The organism is Rathayibacter sp. AY1E6, from assembly GCF_002931115.1.
In the GTDB taxonomy this organism is placed as follows: domain Bacteria; phylum Actinomycetota; class Actinomycetes; order Actinomycetales; family Microbacteriaceae; genus Rathayibacter.
In genome coordinates, this window is the sequence record NZ_PSVK01000013.1 from 1 (window position 1) to 19,049 (window position 19,049).

The following is a 19,049-nucleotide window of genomic DNA, read 5'->3' on the forward strand; positions in this document are numbered from 1 at the left end:
CTCCTGAGGCGTCCCGGCTCCCGAGTGGCGGGGTGGTGCAGGGGGGTGGGGCTGGTGATCCGGGATCAGGAGGCGGCGATCGCCTCGGTGACCGCGGAGCGGGCGTCGGCGGCGCTGTCGGCGGCGAGAGCGAGCTCCGCGTACCGCTTGGCGTCCTCGAGGGTGTGCTCGGCCAGCTCGGCGCGGACGTCGGCGAGAGCCGACGGCGACATCGAGAGGGTGGTGGCGCCGAGGCCGACGAGGACCACGGCGAGCAGCGGGTCGGCGGCGGCTTCTCCGCAGATCCCGACGGGCTTGCCCAGCGCCGCTCCCGCGCGGCCGACCTCGCCGACGAGGCGGAGCACGGCCGGGTGCCACGGGTCCTGGAACGCCGAGACCGTGCCGAGCATGCGGTCGGCGGCGAGCGTGTACTGGGTCAGGTCATTGGTGCCGATCGAGGCGAAGTCCGCGACTCCGAGGATGCGGTCGGCGAGCAGGGCGGAGGAGGGGACCTCCACCATCACTCCGGCGGTGCGGATGCCGAGCTCCCGCGCCATCGAGGTGAAGTAGCGGGTCTCGTCCACGGTCGCGACCATCGGCGCCATGACCCAGAGGTCGGCGTCGGTCGCGGCATCGGCCTGGGCGAGGGCGGTGAGCTGGTCGCGGAGGATCTGCTCGCTGGCGCGGAGGGCGCGCAGTCCGCGGAGACCGAGGGCCGGGTTCTCCTCGTGGTCGTCGTTGAGGAAGCTCAGCGGCTTGTCGGCGCCGGCGTCGAGCGCGCGGACGACGACCTTGCGGCCGGGGAACGCGGCGAGCAGGCGCGTGTACTGCTCCGCCTGCTCGGCGACCGAGGGCGCCTCCTTCGCGTCGAGGAAGAGGAACTCGGTGCGGAACAGCCCCACTCCCTCGGCGCCGAGCTCGACCGCGTTCGCAGCGCCGTCGGCCGAGCCGAGGTTCGCGAGCAGCGGCACGGCGTGGCCGTCGGCCAGCGCGCCGGGGACGACCGGTGCGGCGAGCATCTCGGCGCGCTCGGCGATCGAGGACTTCGCGGCGCCGATCTCGGCGTCCGAGGGGTTCACCGTCACGACGCCGGAGGTGGCGTCGAGGATGACGAGCTGGCCGTCCCGCAGGTCGAGGGCGCCGGTGGTGCCGACGATGGCGGTGATCGACTTCTCCCGGGCGAGGATCGCCGTGTGCGAGGTCGGTCCACCGTCGCTGGTGATCAGGCCGAGGACCTTCTCGAGGTCGAGCAGCGCCGTGTCGGCCGGAGCGAGGTCGCGGGCGACGAGCACGAACGGCTCGTCCGACTCGGGGACGCCGGGAGCGGCGACGCCGCGCAGGTGCGCCACGACGCGCTGCGAGACGTCGTCGAGGTCGGTCGCGCGCTCGGCCATGTAGCCGCCCATCGCCACGAGCAGGTCGCGGAAGCCGGCGAAGGCCTCGTGCACGGCGCGCTCCGCGGTCTTGCCCCCGGCGATCCGCGCCTTGACGTCGTCCGCGAGGGACGGGTCCTCGGCCATCAGGGCCTGGGCGTCGAGGACGTCCTTCGCCGAGCCGCCGGCCCGCTCGCCTCGGTGGCGGATCGTCGCGGCGGTGGCGGACAGCGACGAGACGGCGCGCTCCTCCTCCTGGGCGACGCTGCGGGTGCTGGCGGTGTCCTCGGGTTCGGGCAGCGGCTCCGGCATGCGCAGGACCGGCCCGAGGGCCAGCCCGCGTCCCACTCCGGTGCCCTGGAGCTTGGCGGAGGCGTAGGCGGTCTGAGGAGTGGACAGCGTCATGGGTGCTCGTTCCTGTCGTGCGGAGTGCGGGCGGGAGAAGAGGATGCGGGGGTGGCGGCGTGGGGCCGGCAGAGGGCGGGGCCGGGTCTCGCAGGCGCCTGATGCGACCCGGTGAGAGTCGACGTCACGCTCCAGGGGCTGCCGCGGCTACCGGCGCCGTGGGCGCCGGGGCCGGCCGCCTTGCGTGACGCTCCGCGTCACGCGTCGTGGTCGGTGGTGAGGAAGGTCGCGAGCTCCTCGAGCACGGCCTGCTCGTTGTCGCCCTCGACGCTGACGGTGAGCTCGTCGCCGTGCTCGATGCCGAGCGAGATGATCCCGAGGATCGACGCGGCGTTGACCGGGGTCGCGTCGCCCTTGGCGACGAGGACCTTCTGACCCGACTTCGCCGCGGCCTGGCTGAAGAGCGAGGCGGGGCGGGCGTGGAGGCCCTTCGACGATGCAACCTGCACGGTGCGCTCGACCATGAACGTTTCTCCTTGATCCTGCAGTCGCGACTGCATCAGTGGTGCCCGGAGTCGGGCTCGCCCGGACGGACCGGGCGGGTGGAGGAGTCCCCGTCCGCGCCTGCGACGACCGCGCGAGCGGCGAAGAGGACGGGCAGGGTCTCGAGCACGGCATCGGCACCGTGCGCTCCGAAGACATCGGGCGGGAGGAGGGCGGCCGCGGCTCCCACGAGCTCCGCACGGTGGCGGAGTCCGTCGAACTGCGACTCGAGGTGCGGCCCCACGAGGAGGACGTCGGCCTCGGGGAGGGAGTGGTCGAGACCGGTGAGGGTCTCGGAGTGGAACACGGCATCCATGCCGCGCTCCTTCGCGCCCGCTCGCAGCCGGTGGGCCAGGAACGTGCTCGACGCGCCTGCACCGCAGACGATCAGGATCTTCCGCACCTCGTTCGCCTCCTCGCGTCCGGGTCGTGATTCATCCAAGCATCCCCTCGGAGGGGCGGCACCCTCCAGCAGACAATCTTCCGCGGGGGCGGAAGACGGCCCCTTCCACCCGCGGCGCGGGGGCTCCCGGGCGCGTCGCCGGGGTGATTGACTGACGGGACGTACGACTCGCCGCCCGCGTCCTGCGGGCCCGCGGCAGGGTCGTGGCGCTCCCGGCGCCCGCCCCGACCGCACGCCTGGAGCCTGATGCCTGACAACCGCGAACGACTGCTGGAGTACCTCTCCCGCGCCGACGGCTGGGTGACGGCGCACGAGCTCGCCGACAGGCTCGGAGTCACCACCCGCAGCGTCCGGAGCTACGTCACCGCGGTGAAGGCGCAGGCCGCCCCGCTGGAGCCGGTCGAGTCCTCCGCGAACGGCTACCGGCTCGCGCGCGAGGCGTACGCGGCCTACCTGGAGGCGCAGCGCAGCCGCGACGTCGAGCCCGACACCCCGCGCGACCGGCTGTACAGCATCGTCCGCCGCCTGGTCGACTCCGACGAGGGCCTGGACGTCTTCGCCCTCGCCGACGCGCTCTCGGTGAGCGAGTCGACCGTCGACGCCGATCTGCGCCGGGTGAAGGCCCTCGCCGACGAGGCCGGCCTCGGGCTGGTCCGGCGCGGCCCGTCGGTGCGCCTCGAGGGCAGCGAGGAGGCCCGCCGCCGCCTGATCTCGCGGATGTTCCGCGACGAGAGCGCGCAGGGCGTCTTCACGCTCGACGACGTCCAGCGCGAGTTCGCCTCCCCCGGCCTCGGCGCCTTCAAGACCGAGCTGCTGGCCGAGCTCGAGACCCGCGGCTACTACATCAACGACTACGGCGTGAACAGCGTCCTCCTCCACATCGCGATCGCCGTCGACCGCGTCGCCCGGGGCATCGGGGACCCCTCCGGCTCCCGCCCCTCCCCCGAGATCCACGGCGAGCTCGCGGCCCTGCTGGCGGAGCTGGTGGAGCGGCACTTCGCGACGCGCCTGACCGACGCCGAGCTCGCCCAGCTCGCGATCCTGATGACGACGCGGGTGGCGACGCCAGGGCAGAACGAGCCGGTCGCCGCCGTGGTCGAGAACTACCTCGACCCGGAGGACCTCGCCGTCGTCCGCGAGCTCGTCGCCGACGTCAACCGCGAGTACCTGGTCGACCTCGACGACGAGGGCTTCATCGTCCGCCTCGCCCTGCACGTGCGGAACCTGATCGCCCGGGCCGCCGAGGGCGGCTACTCCCGCAACCCGCTCACCCGCTCGATCAAGACCAGCTACCCGATGACCTACGAGATCGCCGTGTTCCTGGCGAGCGGGCTGCAGCGCCGGCGGGGCGTCGTGGTCAACGAGGACGAGATCGCCTACATCGCCCTCCACGTCGGCTCGTTCCTCGAGCGGGTGTCCCGGCGGGAGGAGCGTCTGTCCTGCGTGATCGTCTGCCCCAACTACTACGACCTCGCTCACATGCTGCGCCTGCGCGTCGAGCGCTCGCTCGGCACCGAGGTGGAGGTGCGCTCGCTGATCACGCGGAGCGACGTCGACTGGGACCGGCTCACCGCCGACCTCGTGATCACCACGATCGACGAGCGCCCCGCGTCCGATGACGTCGTGGTCGTGCAGCCGTTCCTCACCGACCACGACGTCGAGACGGTGCGCCGGGCCATCGCCCGCGTCCGCCGGCACCGCTGCCGCGCGCAGATCAAGGACGAGCTGCTGCAGTTCTTCGACGAGGAGCTGTTCTTCCGCAACGTGCACGCGCGCGACGAGGCGGCGATGATCCGGATGCTGGGCGAGCGGATGATCGCCGGCGGCATCATCGACGAGGACTACGTCGACGGCGCCATCGAGCGCGAGCGGATGAGCTCCACGGCGTTCACCGACAACCTCGCGGTCCCGCACGCGATGGCGATGAGCGCCCGCCGCACCTCCATCGCGATCGTCGTGAACGACACCGCGATGGAGTGGGGCGAGCAGCGGGTGAACGTGATCGCGATGATCGCGTTCGCCTCGGCCGGCCGCAGCACCTTCCAGTCGGTGTTCGACCAGTTCGTCGAGGTGTTCGCCGACCGGGCGGAGGTGCAGCGCCTCATCCGGCGCTCCACGGACTTCGGCGGCTTCATCGAGGAGCTGGTGCGGGTGATCGACAGCTAGCCGACACCCGCACTCCGGGTGGAGCCGGAGGGCGCTGTCGTCCTCCCGCTCCCGCGCTTCGTGGGCGCCCGACGGACCCCCGCCGGGCGCGAGAGGCCACGAGGAGCCTCCTCCGCATCGGATCGGAGGAGCTCCGCGTTGGGGCCTCTAGGCGAAGGGCGTCGGCACGATCCCGTAGGGGGCGAGGCCGGCCGCGCCGCCGTCGGCGAGCGTGGTGACCCAGATGCCGTCGTGGTGCACGGCGACGGAGTGCTCCCAGTGGGCGGCCATGCTGCTGTCCTCGGTCGCGACCGTCCACTCGTCCTCGCGGACGAAGGTCTCGGCGCTGCCCGCGGTGACCATCGGCTCGATCGCGACGACGAGTCCCGGCTTCACCTCGGGGCCGCGCTGGCGCACCCGGTAGTTGAAGACCGGCGGAGCCTCGTGCATGGTGCGCCCGATGCCGTGGCCGATGTAGTCGGTGAGGATGCCGTAGACGCGGCCCGAGCGCTCGGCCTCGTCCTCGATGTACTCCTCGATCGCCGCGCCGACCTCGTTGAGATGGCGGGCGGAGGCGAGGGCGGCGATCCCCCGCCACAGGGATCCCTCGGTCACCCGCGAGAGCTCGGCGCGTGCCGCGACCTCCTCCGGGCGGGAGGGATCGGGCAGGACCACCGTCATCGCGGAGTCGCCGTTCCAGCCGTCGATCTCGGCGCCGCTGTCGATGGAGACCAGGTCGCCCGGCTCGAGCACGCGCCCGCCGGGGATGCCGTGGACCACTTCGTCGTTGACCGAGGCGCAGATCGTGTGCCGGTAGCCCGGGACGAGCTGGAAGTTCGAGTGGCCGCCGAGCGCGACGATCGCCGCCTCGGCGATCGCGTCGAGCTCGAGCGTGGTGACGCCCGGGCGGACCGCCGCGCGGACCGCGTCGAGCGAGGCGGCCGTGGCGAGGCCCGGAGCGAGCATCGACCGCAGCTGCGCGGGCGTCTTGTAGAGCGAGGAGCGGAACGCCACGGCTCAGGCGGCCGGGGTGTCGAGGCGGCCCACGCGGTGGCCCTCGAGGGCGACGACGATCCGCTCGGTCACCTCGTCGACCGGCCCGAGGCCGTCGACCACGACCACGAGCCCGCGGGCCGCGTAGACGTCGATGAGCGGAGCGGTCTGCTCCTCGTAGAGCGCGAGTCGGCGCCGGATGACGTCCTCGGTGTCGTCGCTGCGCCCCTGCTCGAGCGAGCGCTTGAGCAGGCGGCCGACGACCTCGTCGGGATCGGCCGTCAGCTGGACGACCGCGTCGAGCCGGTTGTCGTCCGCGGCGAGGATGCGGTCGAGCTCGTCGACCTGCTCCGTGGTGCGCGGGTAGCCGTCGAGCAGGAACCCGGTCGACGCGTCCGCCTCCTGGAGGCGGTCGTGCACGATCGCGTTGGTCAGCTCGTCCGGCACGTAGCGCCCGTTGTCGAGGTAGGCCTTCGCCTGGAGACCGAGCTCGGTCTCGTTGGCGACGTTCGCGCGGAAGATGTCCCCGGTCGAGATGGCGGGCACCCGGAGGATGTCGCTCAGCCGAGCGGCCTGGGTCCCCTTGCCTGCGCCGGGAGGGCCGATCAGCAGGAGACGGAAGCCGATCGGGTGCGACGTCATCGGAGGAGTCCTTCGTAGTGGCGCTGCTGCAGCTGGGAGTCGATCTGCTTCACCGTCTCCAGGCCGACTCCGACGATGATCAGGATGGACGTGCCGCCGAAGGGGAAGTTCTGGTTCGCACCGACCAGCGCGAGGGCCACGAGGGGCACGAGTGCGATGAGGCCGAGGTAGACCGATCCGGGCAGCGTCACCCGGGTGAGCACGTAGTTGAGGTACTCGGCGGTCGGGCGGCCGGCGCGGATGCCGGGGATGAAGCCGCCGTAGCGCTTCATGTTGTCGGCGACCTCGTCCGGGTTGAAGGTGATCGCGACGTAGAAGTAGGTGAAGCCCACGATCAGGAGGAAGTACAGCGCCATGTAGAGCGGGTGATCGCCCTTGGTGAGGTAGTTCGTGATCCAGGTGACCCAGGCCGGGGCCTCCTGGCCAGCGGCGGGCTGGTTGAACTGCGCGATGAGCGCGGGCAGGTACAGCAGCGACGAGGCGAAGATGACGGGCACGACGCCGGCCATGTTGACCTTGATCGGGATGTAGGTGTTGTTGCCGCCGTAGGTGCGGCGGCCGACCATCCGCTTGGCGTACTGCACGGGGATCCGCCGCTGCGACTGCTCCACGAAGACCACGGCGACCACGAGCACGAGGCCCACGCCGAGGACGAGGAGGAAGGTCTCGAAGCCGCGCGACTGCGCGATCGACCACAGGGAGGTGGGGAACTGGGCGGCGATCGAGGTGAAGATCAGCAACGACATGCCGTTGCCGATGCCGCGCTCGGTGATGAGCTCGCCCATCCACATGATGATGCCGGTGCCCGCGGTCATGGTGATGACCATGAGGAGGATGGAGTACCACTCGTCGGTGATGATGAGCGCCGAGCACTCCGGGACGCCGGAGTTGCCGAAGAGGGCGCCCGAGCGGGCGACGGTGATCAGCGTCGTCGACTGGAGGACGCCGAGCGCGATGGTGAGGTACCGCGTGTACTGGGTGAGCTTGCCCTGACCGGACTGCCCCTCCTTGTACAGGGTCTCGAAGTGAGGGATGACCACGCGCAGCAGCTGCACGATGATCGACGCCGTGATGTACGGCATGATCCCGAGCGCGAAGATCGACAGCTGGAGCAGTGCTCCACCGCTGAAGAGGTTCACGAGCTCGTAGAGACCCGAGGTGCCCTGGTTGCCGGCGAGACAGGCCTGCACGGCGCTGAAGTCGACGAACGGAGCAGGGATGAAGGATCCCAGCCGGAAGATCGCCACGATCGCGAGGGTGAAGCCGATCTTGCGGCGGAGGTCGGGGGTGCGGAAGATCCGCGCAACGGCGCCAAACACTACCTAAGGTCTCCTGCTCAATTCTGTGGTGCGGGATACAGGTCGAGCTTGCCACGCGCTCCCGGAGGGAGTCGGCGTGACAAGCTCGACCGACAAGCTGCTGGTGCTACTTGATGGATCCGCCCGCAGCGACGATCTTCTGCTCGGCAGAGCTGGAGACCTTGTCGACCGCGACGTTCAGCTTAACCGCAATGTCGCCGTCCCCGAGGACTTTGACCTTCTCGTTCTTGCGGACAGCACCCTTGGCGACCAGGTCGCCGATGGTGACGTCGCCGCCCTGGGGGTAGAGCTCCGCGAGAGCGGACAGGTTCACGACCTGGTACTCGACCCGGAACGGGTTCTTGAAGCCGCGGAGCTTCGGGGTGCGCATGTGCAGCGGCATCTGCCCACCCTCGAAGCCGACGCGCACCTGGTAGCGGGCCTTGGTGCCCTTGGTGCCGCGACCGGCGGTCTTTCCCTTGGAGCCCTCACCGCGACCCACGCGGGTCTTGGCCTTCTTGGCTCCGGCAGCGGGGCGGAGGTGGTGGACCTTGAGCACGTGCTCCTTGGTCGCCGGCGCCGCCGCGCCCTTCGTGGTGGTCGCCTGCGCGGGAGTCGTGGACTCCGCGGCGGCGGCCTTCTTCGTCTCAGCCATTAGTCAATCTCCTCGACCTTCACCAGGTGGGCGACGGTCTTCACGTATCCGCGGTTCTGGGCGTTGTCCTCGCGGACGACGCTCTGACCGATCTTCCTGAGGCCGAGCGAGCGCAGCGTGTCGCGCTGGTACTGCTTCTCGCTGACCTTCGACTTGATCTGGGTCACCTTGAGCTGGGCCATCAGGCACCTGCCTTCGCGTTGGACGCGGCGGCGAGGGCGTCGGCCTCGGCACGGACGAGACGTGCCGGCGCGACCTGGTCGAAGTCGAGACCACGACGAGCTGCGACGGCGCGCGGCTCCTCGAGCTGCTTCAGAGCCTCGACGGTCGCGTGGACGATGTTGATGGTGTTCGACGAGCCGAGCGACTTGCTCAGGACGTCGTGGATGCCGGCGCACTCGAGGACGGCGCGGACGGGACCGCCGGCGATGACACCGGTACCCGCGGCGGCGGGGCGCAGGAGCACCACACCGGCGGCGGCCTCACCCTGGACGGGGTGCGGGATGGTCGAGGCGACGCGGGGGACGCGGAAGAAGTTCTTCTTCGCCTCCTCGACGCCCTTGGAGATGGCGGTCGGGACCTCGCGGGCCTTGCCGTAGCCGACGCCCACCAGTCCGTTGCCGTCTCCGACGACCACGAGCGCGGTGAAGCTGAAGCGACGACCGCCCTTGACGACCTTCGACACGCGGTTGATGGTCACGACGCGCTCGAGGAACTGGCTCTTCTCGGCGTCACGGCCACCGCGGTCGCGGCCACCCTGGTTGCGGTCGCGGCCGCCGCGGCGGGGCTCACGAGCCTCCTGCTGCGGCTGCGTGGACGCAGCGGTCTCGACGGGGGCCTCCGACACAGCGGCGACCTCGGGTTCCTTGTTCTCTGCGGCGCTCACAGGTTGAGCCCTGCCTCTCGTGCTCCATCGGCGATCGCGGCGACGCGACCGGCGTACTTGTTGCCTCCGCGGTCGAAGACGACCGCCTCGACACCGGCGTTCTTGGCGCGCTCGGCGACGAGCTCGCCGACCTTGCGGGCCTTGGCGGTCTTGTCGCCGTCGAACACGCGCAGGTCGGCCTCGAGGGTCGACGCCGACGCCAGGGTGCGGCCCTGAGCGTCGTCGACGACCTGCACGAAGACGTGGCGGGCCGAGCGGTTGACGACGAGGCGGGGGCGCTCGGCGGATCCGACGACCTTCTTGCGCAGACGGTCGTGACGACGACCGCGCGCAGCGGACTTGCTCTTTCCTCTGGTTCCGAGTCCCATGATCACTTACCGCTCTTTCCGGCCTTGCGGCGAACGACCTCGCCGGCGTAGCGCACGCCCTTGCCCTTGTAGGGCTCGGGCTTGCGGATCTTACGAATGTTGGCGGCCACCTCACCGACGGCCTGCTTCGAGATGCCGTGCACGGTGAGCTTGTTGTTGCCCTCGACCGTGAACGAGATGCCCGCGGGCGGGGTGACGACGACCGGGTGCGAGAAGCCGAGCGCGAACTCGATGTCCGAGCCCTTCGCCAGCACGCGGTAACCGGTTCCGACGACCTCGAGGCCCTTGGAGTAGCCCTGCGTGACACCGATGATGTCGTTCGCGATGAGCGTGCGGGTGAGGCCGTGGAGCGAGCGCGACTCGCGCTCGTCATCGGGACGCGAGACCAGCACCTGGCCGTTCTCGACGGACACCTGGATGGGGCTGGCGACCGAGACGGTCAGCTCGCCCTTGGGGCCCTTGACGGTCACAGCGGATCCGGCGACGGAGACGTCGACGCCCGCCGGGATCTCGATGGGGAGTCTTCCAATACGCGACATGAGGGGTTACCACACGTAGGCGAGGACTTCCCCACCCACGCCCTTCTTCTCGGCCTGGCGGTCGGTCAGGAGACCGCTCGAGGTGGACAGGATGGCGACGCCGAGGCCGCCGAGCACGGTGGGGATCTCGGCCGACTTCGCGTACACGCGGAGTCCGGGCTTCGAGACCCGCTTGATGCCGGCGATCGAGCGCTCGCGGTTCGGGCCGTACTTGAGGGAGATGGACAGCGTCGTGCCGACGCGCGCCTCCTCGACCTTCCAGTCGGCGATGTAGCCCTCGGTCTTGAGGATCTCGGCGATGTTCGCCTTGAGCTTCGAGCCCGGGAGGGTGATGGAGTCGTGGTGCGCGGAGTTCGCGTTACGGATTCTGGTCAGCAGATCTGCGACCGGATCAGTCATGGTCATGGCTGATGGTGCCTTTCTCGCCTGGTTTCGGCACCCTTTACAAGAGTGACGACCTGTGGTGTGGGACGGCGCCGACGACGTCGACGCCCATGCGGCCGCGCGAACGCAGGCCAACGAGCCATGCTACATGGCCGAGGTCCTGCGGTCGAGGGCCGATCGTGCACGGGATCCGGGGATCCCGCGTGGCGCCCGCCGCCGGCTCCGGACGGACCGGTCCGGCGGCGGACGCACGACGAGGCCGGAGGGCGGTTCTCACCGTCCCCCGGCCTCGAGGCTTGCTGCTTACGCGTTGTCCGACGACTTGAACGGGAAGCCGAGCTGCTTGAGCAGCGCGCGACCCTCGTCGTCGGTCTTGGCGGTGGTCACGACGGTCACGTCGAAGCCGCGGACGCGGTCGATGCGGTCCTGGTCGATCTCGTGGAAGATCGACTGCTCCGTGATGCCGAAGGTGTAGTTGCCGTTGCCGTCGAACTGGCGGTCCGACAGCCCGCGGAAGTCGCGGATGCGGGGCAGCGCCACCGAGAGCAGGCGGTCCAGGAACTCCCAGGCGCGGTCGCCCCGGAGGGTGACGTGAGCGCCGATGGCCTGACCCTCGCGCAGCTTGAACTGCGCGATGGACTTGCGGGCCTTGGTGACCTGCGGCTTCTGACCGGTGATGGCGGTGAGGTCCTTGACCGCGCCGTCGATGATCTTGCCGTCGCGGGCCGCCTCACCGACACCGGTGTTGACGACGACCTTGACCAGGCCGGGGACCTGGTGGACGTTGCCGAAGCCGAACTGCTCCTTGAGAGCGGGGATGATGTCGGCCTGGTACTTGGCCTTGAGCCGCGGCTGAACCTTCGCAGCCACTGCGGTGGTGTCAGTCATTACAGTTCCTCACCCGACGCCTTCGCGTAGCGCACGCGAACGGTCTTGGTCACGCCGTCCTTGGTGACGGCCACGTTGCGGTGGCCGACCCGGGTCGGCTTCTTGGTCTTCGGGTCGACGAGCGCGACGTTGGAGATGTGGATCGAGGCCTCGACGGTCTCGATGCCGCCCTCCTTCGAGCCGCGCTGCGTCTGGCCGACGCGGACGTGCTTCTTGACGAAGTTCACGCCCTCGACGACGACGCGGTTGCGCTCGACCAGCACCTCGAGGACCTTGCCCTGCTTGCCGCGGTCTCCACCGCGGGCCTGGGTAGCGCCCGAGATGACCTGGACGAGGTCACCCTTCTTGATCTTGGCCATGACTAGATAACCTCCGGTGCCAGCGAGACGATCTTCATGAACTTCTTGTCGCGGAGCTCGCGACCGACCGGTCCGAAGATGCGGGTGCCGCGGGGGTCCCCGTCGTTCTTGAGGATGACGGCGGCGTTCTCGTCGAACTTGATGTACGAGCCGTCGGCGCGACGGGTCTGCTTGATGGTGCGGACGATGACGGCCTTGACCACGTCGCCCTTCTTCACGTTGCCACCGGGGATCGCGTCCTTGACGGTGGCGACGATGATGTCACCGAGGCCCGCGTAGCGGCGGCCGGAGCCTCCGAGGACGCGGATGGTGAGGAGCATCTTGGCGCCGGTGTTGTCGGCGACCTTGACTCGGGATTCTTGCTGAAGCATGTGTCTCTCCTGCTAACTCAAGTAGGCCGCGGCCTACTTGGCCTTCTCGAGGATCTCGACCAGGCGCCAGCGCTTGGTGGCGCTGAGGGGACGGGTCTCGCTGATGACGACGGAGTCGCCGATGCCGGCGGAGTTCAGCTCGTCGTGGACCTTGACCTTGGACGTACGGCGGATGACCTTGCCGTACAGCGGGTGCTTCACCCGGTCCTCGACCTCGACGACGATGGTCTTGTCCATCTTGTCGCTGGTGACGTAGCCGCGACGGGTCTTGCGGTATCCGCGAGCGCCCGCCTCCTTCACGTCGTGGGCGGCCGACTCGTGGCCGGCGCTGTCATTGACGGTTGCCATTACTTGGCCTCCTCGTTCGACTCGGTCGCCTCGACCTCGGCCTTGGCGGCCTTCTTGGTCTTCGGCTTCTTCTCCGCCTTGGCCGGGGCCTCGACGGGTGCGGGGGTGGCGCGGATGCCCAGCTCGCGCTCACGGATGACCGTGTAGATGCGGGCGATGTCGCGCTTGACGGCACGCAGGCGGCCGTTGGTGTCCAGCTGACCGGTGGCCGACTGGAAGCGGAGGTTGAACAGCTCCTCCTTGGCCTTCTTCAGCTCGGTGACGAGACGCTCGTCCTCGTAGGTGTCGAGCTCGGCGGGGGCGAGCTCCTTGGATCCGATCGCCATTACGCGTCTCCCTCCTCGCGCTTGATGATGCGTGCCTTGAGGGGCAGCTTGTGGATGGCACGGGTCATGGCCTCACGAGCGAGCTGCTCGTCGACGCCGGCGACCTCGAAGAGGACGCGACCCGGCTTGACGTTCGCGACCCACCACTCCGGCGAGCCCTTACCGGAACCCATGCGGGTCTCGGCGGGCTTCTTGGTGAGCGGACGGTCGGGGTAGATGTTGATCCACACCTTTCCGCCGCGCTTGATGTGACGCGTCATCGCGATACGAGCGGACTCGATCTGACGGTTGGTCACGTAGGCGGGGGTGAGGGCCTGGATGCCGAACTCACCGAACGACACCTTGGTGCCACCGGTGGCCTGGCCGGACCGGCCCGGGTGGTGCTGCTTGCGGTGCTTGACTCGACGCGGAATCAACATGGTTATGCCTCAACTCCTGCTGCGACGGGCGCCTCGCTCTGCTGGCGGGGTGCACGGCGCGGACGGTCGCTGCGCTCGGGGCGCGACGACTTGCTGTTCGCCTGCTCGCGGGCGAGCTCCTTGTTGGTGATGTCGCCCTTGTAGATCCAGACCTTCACGCCGATGCGGCCGAAGGTGGTCTTCGCCTCGTAGAAGCCGTAGTCGATGTTCGCGCGGAGGGTGTGCAGCGGCACGCGTCCCTCGCGGTAGAACTCCGAGCGGCTCATCTCGGCGCCGCCGAGGCGGCCGGAGACCTGGATGCGGACGCCCTTGGCGCCGGCGCGCTGAGCACCCTGCAGGCCCTTGCGCATCGCGCGGCGGAAGGCCACGCGGGCGGAGAGCTGCTCGGCGATGCCCTGGGCGACCAGCTGAGCCTCGGCCTCGGGGTTCTTGACCTCGAGGATGTTGAGCTGGATCTGCTTGCCCGTGAGCTTCTCGAGGTCGGCGCGGATGCGCTCGGCCTCGGCGCCGCGGCGGCCGATCACGATGCCCGGGCGGGCGGTGTGGATGTCGACGCGGACGCGGTCACGGGTGCGCTCGATCTCGATGCGGGCGACGCCCGCACGGTCGAGCTGCGTGGCGAGGAGTCGGCGGATCTTGACGTCCTCGGCGAGGTAGTCGCTGTACCGCTGGCCCTTCTTGGTGCTGTCGGAGAACCAGCGCGACACGTGGTCGGTGGTGATTCCCAGACGGAAACCGTAGGGGTTTACTTTCTGACCCATTACTTGGTCCCCTCCTCAGGAGTGGCCAGCACGACGGTGATGTGGCTGGTGCGCTTGTTGATGCGGAAGGCACGACCCTGAGCACGGGGCTGGAATCGCTTGAGGGTGGTTCCCTCATCGACGAAGGCGCGGGACACGATCAGGTCCTGGTCGTCGAGGTACTCGTTCGAGGCATCGGCCTTGACGCGAGCGTTGGCCATCGCCGAGGCGACGAGCTTGTAGACGGGCTCGGACGCACCCTGCGGCGCGAACTTCAGGATGGCCAGTGCCTCCTGAGCCTGCTTCCCGCGGATCAGGTTCACGACACGGCGAGCCTTCTGGGGGGTGACGCGGATGTGTCGCACGCGTGCGATCGACTCCACCATTTCTCTCCTCCTTCTCGTCGCCGCGTCAGCGGCGACGGCCCTTCTTGTCGTCCTTCTCGTGACCGCGGAAGGTCCGAGTGGGGGCGAACTCGCCGAGCTTGTGGCCGACCATGGTCTCGGTCACGAACACGGGGATGTGCTTGCGACCGTCGTGGACCGCGATGGTGTGACCCAGCATCGCCGGGATGATCATCGAACGGCGCGACCAGGTCTTGATGACGTTCTTGTTGCCGGCTTCGTTGGCCGTGAACACCTTGCGGAGCAGGTGGTCGTCAACGAAGGGGCCCTTCTTGAGACTGCGAGGCATCTTCTACAACTCCTACTTGCGCTTCTTACCGGCGGTGCGGCGGCGAACGATGAGCTTGTCGCTCTCCTTGTTGGGGCGACGGGTGCGTCCCTCGGACTGACCCCACGGGCTGACCGGGTGGCGTCCACCGGAGGTCTTGCCCTCTCCACCACCGTGCGGGTGGTCGACCGGGTTCATCGCGACACCGCGGACGGTCGGGCGGACGCCCTTCCAGCGCATGCGGCCGGCCTTGCCCCAGTTGATGTTCGACTGCTCGGCGTTGCCGACCTCGCCGATCGTGGCGCGGCAACGCGCGTCGACGTTGCGGATCTCGCCCGACGGCAGGCGGAGCTGCGCGTAGGGGCCGTCCTTGGCGACGAGGCGGACCGAGGTGCCGGCCGAGCGGGCGAGCTTGGCGCCGCCTCCCGGCTTGATCTCGATGGCGTGGATGACCGTACCGGTCGGGATGTTGCGCAGCGGCAGGTTGTTGCCGGGCTTGATGTCGGCGCCGGCGCCCGACTCCACGACGTCGCCCTGCGAGAGCTTGTTCGGGGCCAGGATGTAGCGCTTGGTGCCGTCCACGAAGTGGAGCAGCGCGATGCGCGCCGTGCGGTTGGGGTCGTACTCGATGTGAGCGACCTTGGCGTTGACGCCGTCCTTGTCGTTGCGACGGAAGTCGATCAGACGGTACTGGCGCTTGTGGCCACCACCGATGTGACGCGTCGTGATGCGGCCGGAGTTGTTGCGGCCACCGGTCTTGGACAGCGGGCGCAGGAGCGACTTCTCGGGCGTCGAGCGGGTGATCTCGGCGAAGTCGGCAACGCTGGAGCCGCGGCGACCGGGGGTCGTGGGCTTGTACTTACGAATAGCCATTGTCTGTTTCCTCTACGCTTCTTCGGCTCAGCCGACGCTCGTGAAGATGTCGATGGAGCCGGACTTCAGCGTGACGATCGCGCGCTTGGTGTCCTTGCGCTTGCCGGTGCCGAACTTCGTGCGGCGGGTCTTGCCCTGGCGGTTCAGCGTGTTGATCGACGCGACCTCGACGCCGAAGATCTTCTCGATGGCGAGCTTGATCTCGGTCTTGTTCGAACGCGGGTCGACCACGAAGGTGTACTTGCCCTCGTCGATCAGGCCGTAGGACTTCTCCGAGACCACCGGGGAGATGATGACGTCGCGGGGGTCCTTGTTGAACGCGGCGGACTGGCTCATGCGTTCACCTCTTCCTTGTTGGACTCGACGCCCGACTTGGCCGCGATGAACGCGTCGAGCGCGCCCTTCGAGAACACGATGTCGTCGGAGACGAGCACGTCGTACGCGTTGAGCTGGTCGGCCGGCAGGATGTGCACGAACGGCACGTTGCGGAGCGAGAGCTCGGCGATGTAGTCGTCGCGCTCGAGCACCACGAGGACGTTGCGCGACACCGAGAGGGCGTCGAGCAGGACGAGGACGTCCTTGGTCCGGGGGGTGTCGCCGAGGGCGAGGGACTCGACCACGTGGATGCGGGCACCGCGGGCGCGGTCCGAGAGAGCACCGAGCAGAGCCGCGGCGATCATCTTCTTGGGGGTGCGCTGCGCGTAGCTGCGGGGGGTCGGTCCGTGGACCACGCCACCACCGGTCATGTGCGGGGCGCGGATCGAGCCCTGACGAGCGCGACCGGTTCCCTTCTGCTTGAACGGCTTGCGACCGGCTCCGGAGACCTCACCGCGGTTCTTCGTCTTGTGGGTTCCCTGGCGCGCCGCGGCGAGCTGGGCCACGACGACCTGGTGGATGAGGGGGATGTTGGTCTGGACGTCGAAGAGCGCGGCGGGGAGCTCGACCGAGCCCGCCTTCTGGCCCTTGACGTCGATGATGTCGACAGAGGTAGCCATGGAACTACGCTCCCTTCACGGCGTTGCGAACGAACACGAGGCGACCGCGGGCACCGGGGACGGCGCCCTTGACGAGCAGCAGGCCCTTCTCGGCGTCGACGGAGTGCACCTTGAGGTTGAGCACGGTGACGCGCTCGCCACCCATGCGACCGGCCATGCGCATGCCCTTGAAGACACGGCTGGGGGTCGAGGAGGCGCCGATGGAGCCGGGCTTGCGGTGGTTGCGGTGCGAACCGTGCGAAGCCGAGACGCCCTTGAAGTTGTGACGCTTCATGACACCGGCGAAGCCCTTGCCCTTGCTGGTGCCGACGACGTCGACCTTGGTGCCGGCCTCGAAGACGGCGTCCACGGTCAGCTCCTGGCCGGCCGAGTAGTCGGCGGCGTCGGAGGTGCGGACCTCGGTGAGGTGGCGGCGGGGGGTGACGCCCGCGGCGTCGAAGTGACCGGCGGCGGGCTTGTTCACCTTGCGCGGGTCGATCGCACCGGCGGCGAGCTGGACGGCGGTGTAGCCGTCCTTCTCCTCCGTGCGGACATGGGTCACGACGTTGGGGCTGATCTCGATGACGGTGACCGGCACGAGCTTGTTGTTCTCGTCCCAGACCTGGGTCATTCCGAGCTTGGTGCCGAGGAGGCCCTTGCTGGTCTTCAGCGTGGGGGAAACAGTGACAGACATGGTGGCACTCCTCCTTAGAGCTTGATCTCGATGTTGACGTCGGCCGGCAGGTCGAGGCGCATGAGCGAGTCGACGGCCTTGGGCGTCGGGTCGATGATGTCGATGAGGCGCTTGTGGGTGCGCATCTCGAAGTGCTCGCGGCTGTCCTTGTACTTGTGGGGAGAACGGATCACGCAGACCACGTTCTTCTCGGTCGGCAGCGGCACGGGGCCGACCACCGTTGCACCGGCACGGGTGACCGTGTCGACGATCTTGCGCGCCGACGTGTCGATGACCTCGTGGTCGTACGACTTCAGTCGGATGCGGATCTTCTGTCCCGCCATGTGTGATCTCTCACTCTCTTGTTATTGCGTCGTACGCGACTCCCCCGGCCGGAGCCGGACTCGTCTCGCATTGGACGCGCTCGCGAAGGAACTCCGGTGACCCGGAAAAGTGCAACCAGTGTTCTTCTGTCAAAAGCACCGCACCCCTGGGGCGCTCCGATTGGCGTGCAGAACGCACGACGCACGGAGAACCCGTTGAGATGTCGGTTGTTGTCGTTCTGCTACCCGCCGCCTCGACGTCGCATCCGCGTGGCCGCCCTCTCGGGTCGAGCCTCCGCGATGCCGTCTCGGCACTGCCTGGCAGTGTCCCCCTCCGAGCAGCACGCCGCCCGAGAGGAAATTTTGAACTAGAAGAGTCTCCCACAGATGCCCCACCCCTGCAACCCGGGCGTGTCGCGCCGGAGGGCTCCTCCGTGAGCACGTCGTGACGGCCCTGGGGAGCCGGTCGCTCCGAGCAGCAGCGCGGGTCGGAGCGCCTCCCCCGCTACTCGAAGAGCAGCGCCCGGACGGCGGTCTCGGCCGACGCGGGGCGCGACGCGTCGATGGTCTCGCCGGCGCGGAAGTGGTCGAGCAGCCGCGGGTCGACGTAGCTGGCGCGGGCGACCGTCGGCGTGTTCCCGAGCACGTCCGAGGCGTCGCGCATCGCCTGGGCGATCGCGGAGTTCCGAGCGCGCTGCGTGGCCTGCGGGCCCGACTTCGCCAGGCTCAGCGCGGCCGCGACCGTGCCGTGCAGAGTGCGGAAGTCCTTCGCCGTGAAGTCGTCGCCGGCGCGCTCGCGCACGTAGTCGTTGATCTCGGGCGCCGAGATCGGCCGCCACTCCCGTCCGTCCTTCCAGGCGAGCAGGCGGGCGTTCGGCCCGCGACGCTTGAGAGCACGGACGACGCGCGAGAGGTCGTGGTCGAGGATCTCGCTCGTCCACGCCTGATGGCTCTTCCCGGGGAAGGCGAGGGCGACCCGGTCCCCGTGGGTCGTGGCGTGCGCGCACAGGAGCGTCGAGAGGCCGATGCTGCCGTGCTCCTTCGCGTACCTCTCGCTGCCGACGCGGAGCGATCCGGTGTCGAGCATCCGGAAGGCGGTGGCCAGCGCGCGCTCGCGGCTGGGTCCGTCCGAGCGGAGGGCGATGGTCACGGCCCGGCGCGCCCCGGGCAGGGCCTCCGCGAGCCGCAGCGCCCGGTCGAACTTGATCCGGTCCTTCTGCTCGCGCCAGGTCGGATGGTAGATGTACTGGCGGCGGCCGGCGGAGTCGACGCCGGTGGCCTGGATGTGCCCGTTGGGATACGGGGCGATCCAGACGTCCGTCCAGGCCGGCGGGATGCCGAGATGGTCGAACCGCGCGCGCAGCTCCTTGTCGGCGACGGTCGCGCCCTTCGGGTCGCGGTAGCTGAAGCCGGAGCCCGCGCGCACCCGGGTGTAGCCGCGCCCGCTCGAATCGGTCCTGCGGAGTCGTTGCGCGCGAGTGTCAGCCATCGATCCGACGATAGGACGGCGGATCCGAGGCCCGCACCCGC

Annotated in this window: 28 protein-coding genes; 1 reads left to right on the forward strand and 27 read right to left on the reverse strand. The window is 69.2% G+C overall.

Going from position 1 to position 19,049, the window contains the following annotated elements:
• Positions 1-65: 65 nt before the first annotated feature.
• The 3 genes from ptsP to C5C46_RS11230 form a co-directional block, all read right to left on the reverse strand.
• A complete protein-coding gene (ptsP, locus tag C5C46_RS11220; RefSeq protein WP_258069271.1) occupies positions 66-1,664 on the reverse strand; it encodes a phosphoenolpyruvate--protein phosphotransferase in 1,599 nt (532 codons plus the stop codon).
• Between the two features lie 290 nt (positions 1,665-1,954).
• On the reverse strand, positions 1,955-2,221 hold the full coding sequence (locus C5C46_RS11225) for an HPr family phosphocarrier protein (protein WP_104224553.1): 267 nt from the start codon (positions 2,219-2,221) through the stop codon (positions 1,955-1,957).
• A 35-nt stretch (positions 2,222-2,256) separates the two neighbouring features.
• Positions 2,257-2,682 carry a PTS sugar transporter subunit IIB gene (locus C5C46_RS11230; protein ID WP_181125660.1) on the reverse strand — a complete coding sequence of 142 codons (426 nt, stop codon included), beginning with the start codon at positions 2,680-2,682 and terminating at the stop codon, positions 2,257-2,259.
• A 207-nt stretch (positions 2,683-2,889) separates the two neighbouring features.
• On the opposite strand from C5C46_RS11230, the gene C5C46_RS11235 reads away from it, so the two are divergent.
• Positions 2,890-4,809 (forward strand): BglG family transcription antiterminator, encoded by a 1,920-nt coding sequence (locus tag C5C46_RS11235; RefSeq protein WP_104226752.1) that lies wholly within the window; start codon positions 2,890-2,892, stop codon positions 4,807-4,809.
• 147 nt (positions 4,810-4,956) lie between these two features.
• Here C5C46_RS11235 and map read toward each other — a convergent pair whose 3' ends face one another.
• From map to C5C46_RS11355, 24 genes are all read right to left on the reverse strand, one after another.
• Complete coding sequence (map, locus tag C5C46_RS11240) at positions 4,957-5,802, reverse strand: type I methionyl aminopeptidase (protein ID WP_104226753.1); 846 nt, start codon at positions 5,800-5,802, stop codon at positions 4,957-4,959.
• Between the two features lie 3 nt (positions 5,803-5,805).
• Positions 5,806-6,423: an adenylate kinase gene (locus C5C46_RS11245; protein ID WP_181028829.1), complete on the reverse strand. Its 618-nt coding sequence runs from the start codon at positions 6,421-6,423 to the stop codon at positions 5,806-5,808.
• Positions 6,420-7,742, reverse strand: a complete 1,323-nt coding sequence (secY, locus tag C5C46_RS11250; RefSeq protein ID WP_104226754.1) for a preprotein translocase subunit SecY — start codon at positions 7,740-7,742, stop codon at positions 6,420-6,422. Before secY ends, C5C46_RS11245 begins: the two co-directional genes overlap by 4 nt.
• Positions 7,743-7,848: 106 nt before the next feature.
• Complete coding sequence (gene rplO / locus C5C46_RS11255; RefSeq protein ID WP_104226755.1) at positions 7,849-8,376, reverse strand: 50S ribosomal protein L15; 528 nt, start codon at positions 8,374-8,376, stop codon at positions 7,849-7,851.
• Positions 8,376-8,558: a 50S ribosomal protein L30 gene (gene rpmD, locus C5C46_RS11260; RefSeq protein WP_181024623.1), complete on the reverse strand. Its 183-nt coding sequence runs from the start codon at positions 8,556-8,558 to the stop codon at positions 8,376-8,378. Before rpmD ends, rplO begins: the two co-directional genes overlap by 1 nt.
• Entirely contained in the window at positions 8,558-9,262 is a 705-nt protein-coding gene (rpsE, locus tag C5C46_RS11265) for a 30S ribosomal protein S5 (protein WP_104224559.1), read from the reverse strand. The genes rpmD and rpsE overlap by 1 nt, the downstream gene beginning before the upstream one ends.
• Positions 9,259-9,630, reverse strand: coding sequence for a 50S ribosomal protein L18 (gene rplR, locus C5C46_RS11270; RefSeq protein ID WP_056037296.1), 372 nt, complete (start codon positions 9,628-9,630; stop codon positions 9,259-9,261). Before rplR ends, rpsE begins: the two co-directional genes overlap by 4 nt.
• Before the next feature lie 2 nt (positions 9,631-9,632).
• Positions 9,633-10,169 carry a 50S ribosomal protein L6 gene (gene rplF / locus C5C46_RS11275; RefSeq protein WP_104224560.1) on the reverse strand — a complete coding sequence of 179 codons (537 nt, stop codon included), beginning with the start codon at positions 10,167-10,169 and terminating at the stop codon, positions 9,633-9,635.
• A 6-nt stretch (positions 10,170-10,175) separates the two neighbouring features.
• Positions 10,176-10,574, reverse strand: a complete 399-nt coding sequence (rpsH, locus tag C5C46_RS11280; RefSeq protein WP_068209423.1) for a 30S ribosomal protein S8 — start codon at positions 10,572-10,574, stop codon at positions 10,176-10,178.
• 282 nt (positions 10,575-10,856) lie between these two features.
• The gene (gene rplE / locus C5C46_RS11285; RefSeq protein ID WP_068209425.1) at positions 10,857-11,441 is read right to left on the reverse strand and encodes a 50S ribosomal protein L5; all 585 of its coding nucleotides are present in this window, start codon (positions 11,439-11,441) and stop codon (positions 10,857-10,859) included.
• Positions 11,441-11,800: a 50S ribosomal protein L24 gene (gene rplX / locus C5C46_RS11290; RefSeq protein ID WP_104224561.1), complete on the reverse strand. Its 360-nt coding sequence runs from the start codon at positions 11,798-11,800 to the stop codon at positions 11,441-11,443. The genes rplE and rplX overlap by 1 nt, the downstream gene beginning before the upstream one ends.
• Before the next feature lie 2 nt (positions 11,801-11,802).
• Positions 11,803-12,171 carry a 50S ribosomal protein L14 gene (rplN, locus tag C5C46_RS11295; RefSeq protein WP_104224562.1) on the reverse strand — a complete coding sequence of 123 codons (369 nt, stop codon included), beginning with the start codon at positions 12,169-12,171 and terminating at the stop codon, positions 11,803-11,805.
• A 33-nt stretch (positions 12,172-12,204) separates the two neighbouring features.
• Positions 12,205-12,519, reverse strand: a complete 315-nt coding sequence (gene rpsQ / locus C5C46_RS11300; protein ID WP_104224563.1) for a 30S ribosomal protein S17 — start codon at positions 12,517-12,519, stop codon at positions 12,205-12,207.
• Positions 12,519-12,845, reverse strand: coding sequence for a 50S ribosomal protein L29 (gene rpmC / locus C5C46_RS11305; protein WP_104224564.1), 327 nt, complete (start codon positions 12,843-12,845; stop codon positions 12,519-12,521). The genes rpsQ and rpmC overlap by 1 nt, the downstream gene beginning before the upstream one ends.
• Entirely contained in the window at positions 12,845-13,264 is a 420-nt protein-coding gene (rplP, locus tag C5C46_RS11310) for a 50S ribosomal protein L16 (RefSeq protein ID WP_068209436.1), read from the reverse strand. The genes rpmC and rplP overlap by 1 nt, the downstream gene beginning before the upstream one ends.
• Before the next feature lie 2 nt (positions 13,265-13,266).
• Entirely contained in the window at positions 13,267-14,025 is a 759-nt protein-coding gene (rpsC, locus tag C5C46_RS11315) for a 30S ribosomal protein S3 (RefSeq protein WP_068209439.1), read from the reverse strand.
• Positions 14,025-14,390 (reverse strand): 50S ribosomal protein L22, encoded by a 366-nt coding sequence (gene rplV, locus C5C46_RS11320; protein ID WP_077221988.1) that lies wholly within the window; start codon positions 14,388-14,390, stop codon positions 14,025-14,027. Before rplV ends, rpsC begins: the two co-directional genes overlap by 1 nt.
• A gap of 25 nt (positions 14,391-14,415) precedes the next feature.
• Positions 14,416-14,697 carry a 30S ribosomal protein S19 gene (gene rpsS, locus C5C46_RS11325; protein WP_055787078.1) on the reverse strand — a complete coding sequence of 94 codons (282 nt, stop codon included), beginning with the start codon at positions 14,695-14,697 and terminating at the stop codon, positions 14,416-14,418.
• A gap of 12 nt (positions 14,698-14,709) precedes the next feature.
• Positions 14,710-15,549, reverse strand: a complete 840-nt coding sequence (gene rplB / locus C5C46_RS11330) for a 50S ribosomal protein L2 (protein WP_068251462.1) — start codon at positions 15,547-15,549, stop codon at positions 14,710-14,712.
• A 27-nt stretch (positions 15,550-15,576) separates the two neighbouring features.
• On the reverse strand, positions 15,577-15,885 hold the full coding sequence (gene rplW / locus C5C46_RS11335; protein WP_068209445.1) for a 50S ribosomal protein L23: 309 nt from the start codon (positions 15,883-15,885) through the stop codon (positions 15,577-15,579).
• Entirely contained in the window at positions 15,882-16,544 is a 663-nt protein-coding gene (rplD, locus tag C5C46_RS11340) for a 50S ribosomal protein L4 (RefSeq protein WP_104224565.1), read from the reverse strand. Before rplD ends, rplW begins: the two co-directional genes overlap by 4 nt.
• Before the next feature lie 4 nt (positions 16,545-16,548).
• Positions 16,549-17,217, reverse strand: a complete 669-nt coding sequence (rplC, locus tag C5C46_RS11345) for a 50S ribosomal protein L3 (RefSeq protein WP_104226756.1) — start codon at positions 17,215-17,217, stop codon at positions 16,549-16,551.
• A 14-nt stretch (positions 17,218-17,231) separates the two neighbouring features.
• Complete coding sequence (rpsJ, locus tag C5C46_RS11350; RefSeq protein ID WP_005050520.1) at positions 17,232-17,540, reverse strand: 30S ribosomal protein S10; 309 nt, start codon at positions 17,538-17,540, stop codon at positions 17,232-17,234.
• Between the two features lie 484 nt (positions 17,541-18,024).
• Positions 18,025-19,008 carry a DNA topoisomerase IB gene (locus C5C46_RS11355; RefSeq protein WP_104224567.1) on the reverse strand — a complete coding sequence of 328 codons (984 nt, stop codon included), beginning with the start codon at positions 19,006-19,008 and terminating at the stop codon, positions 18,025-18,027.
• Positions 19,009-19,049: the final 41 nt, after the last annotated feature.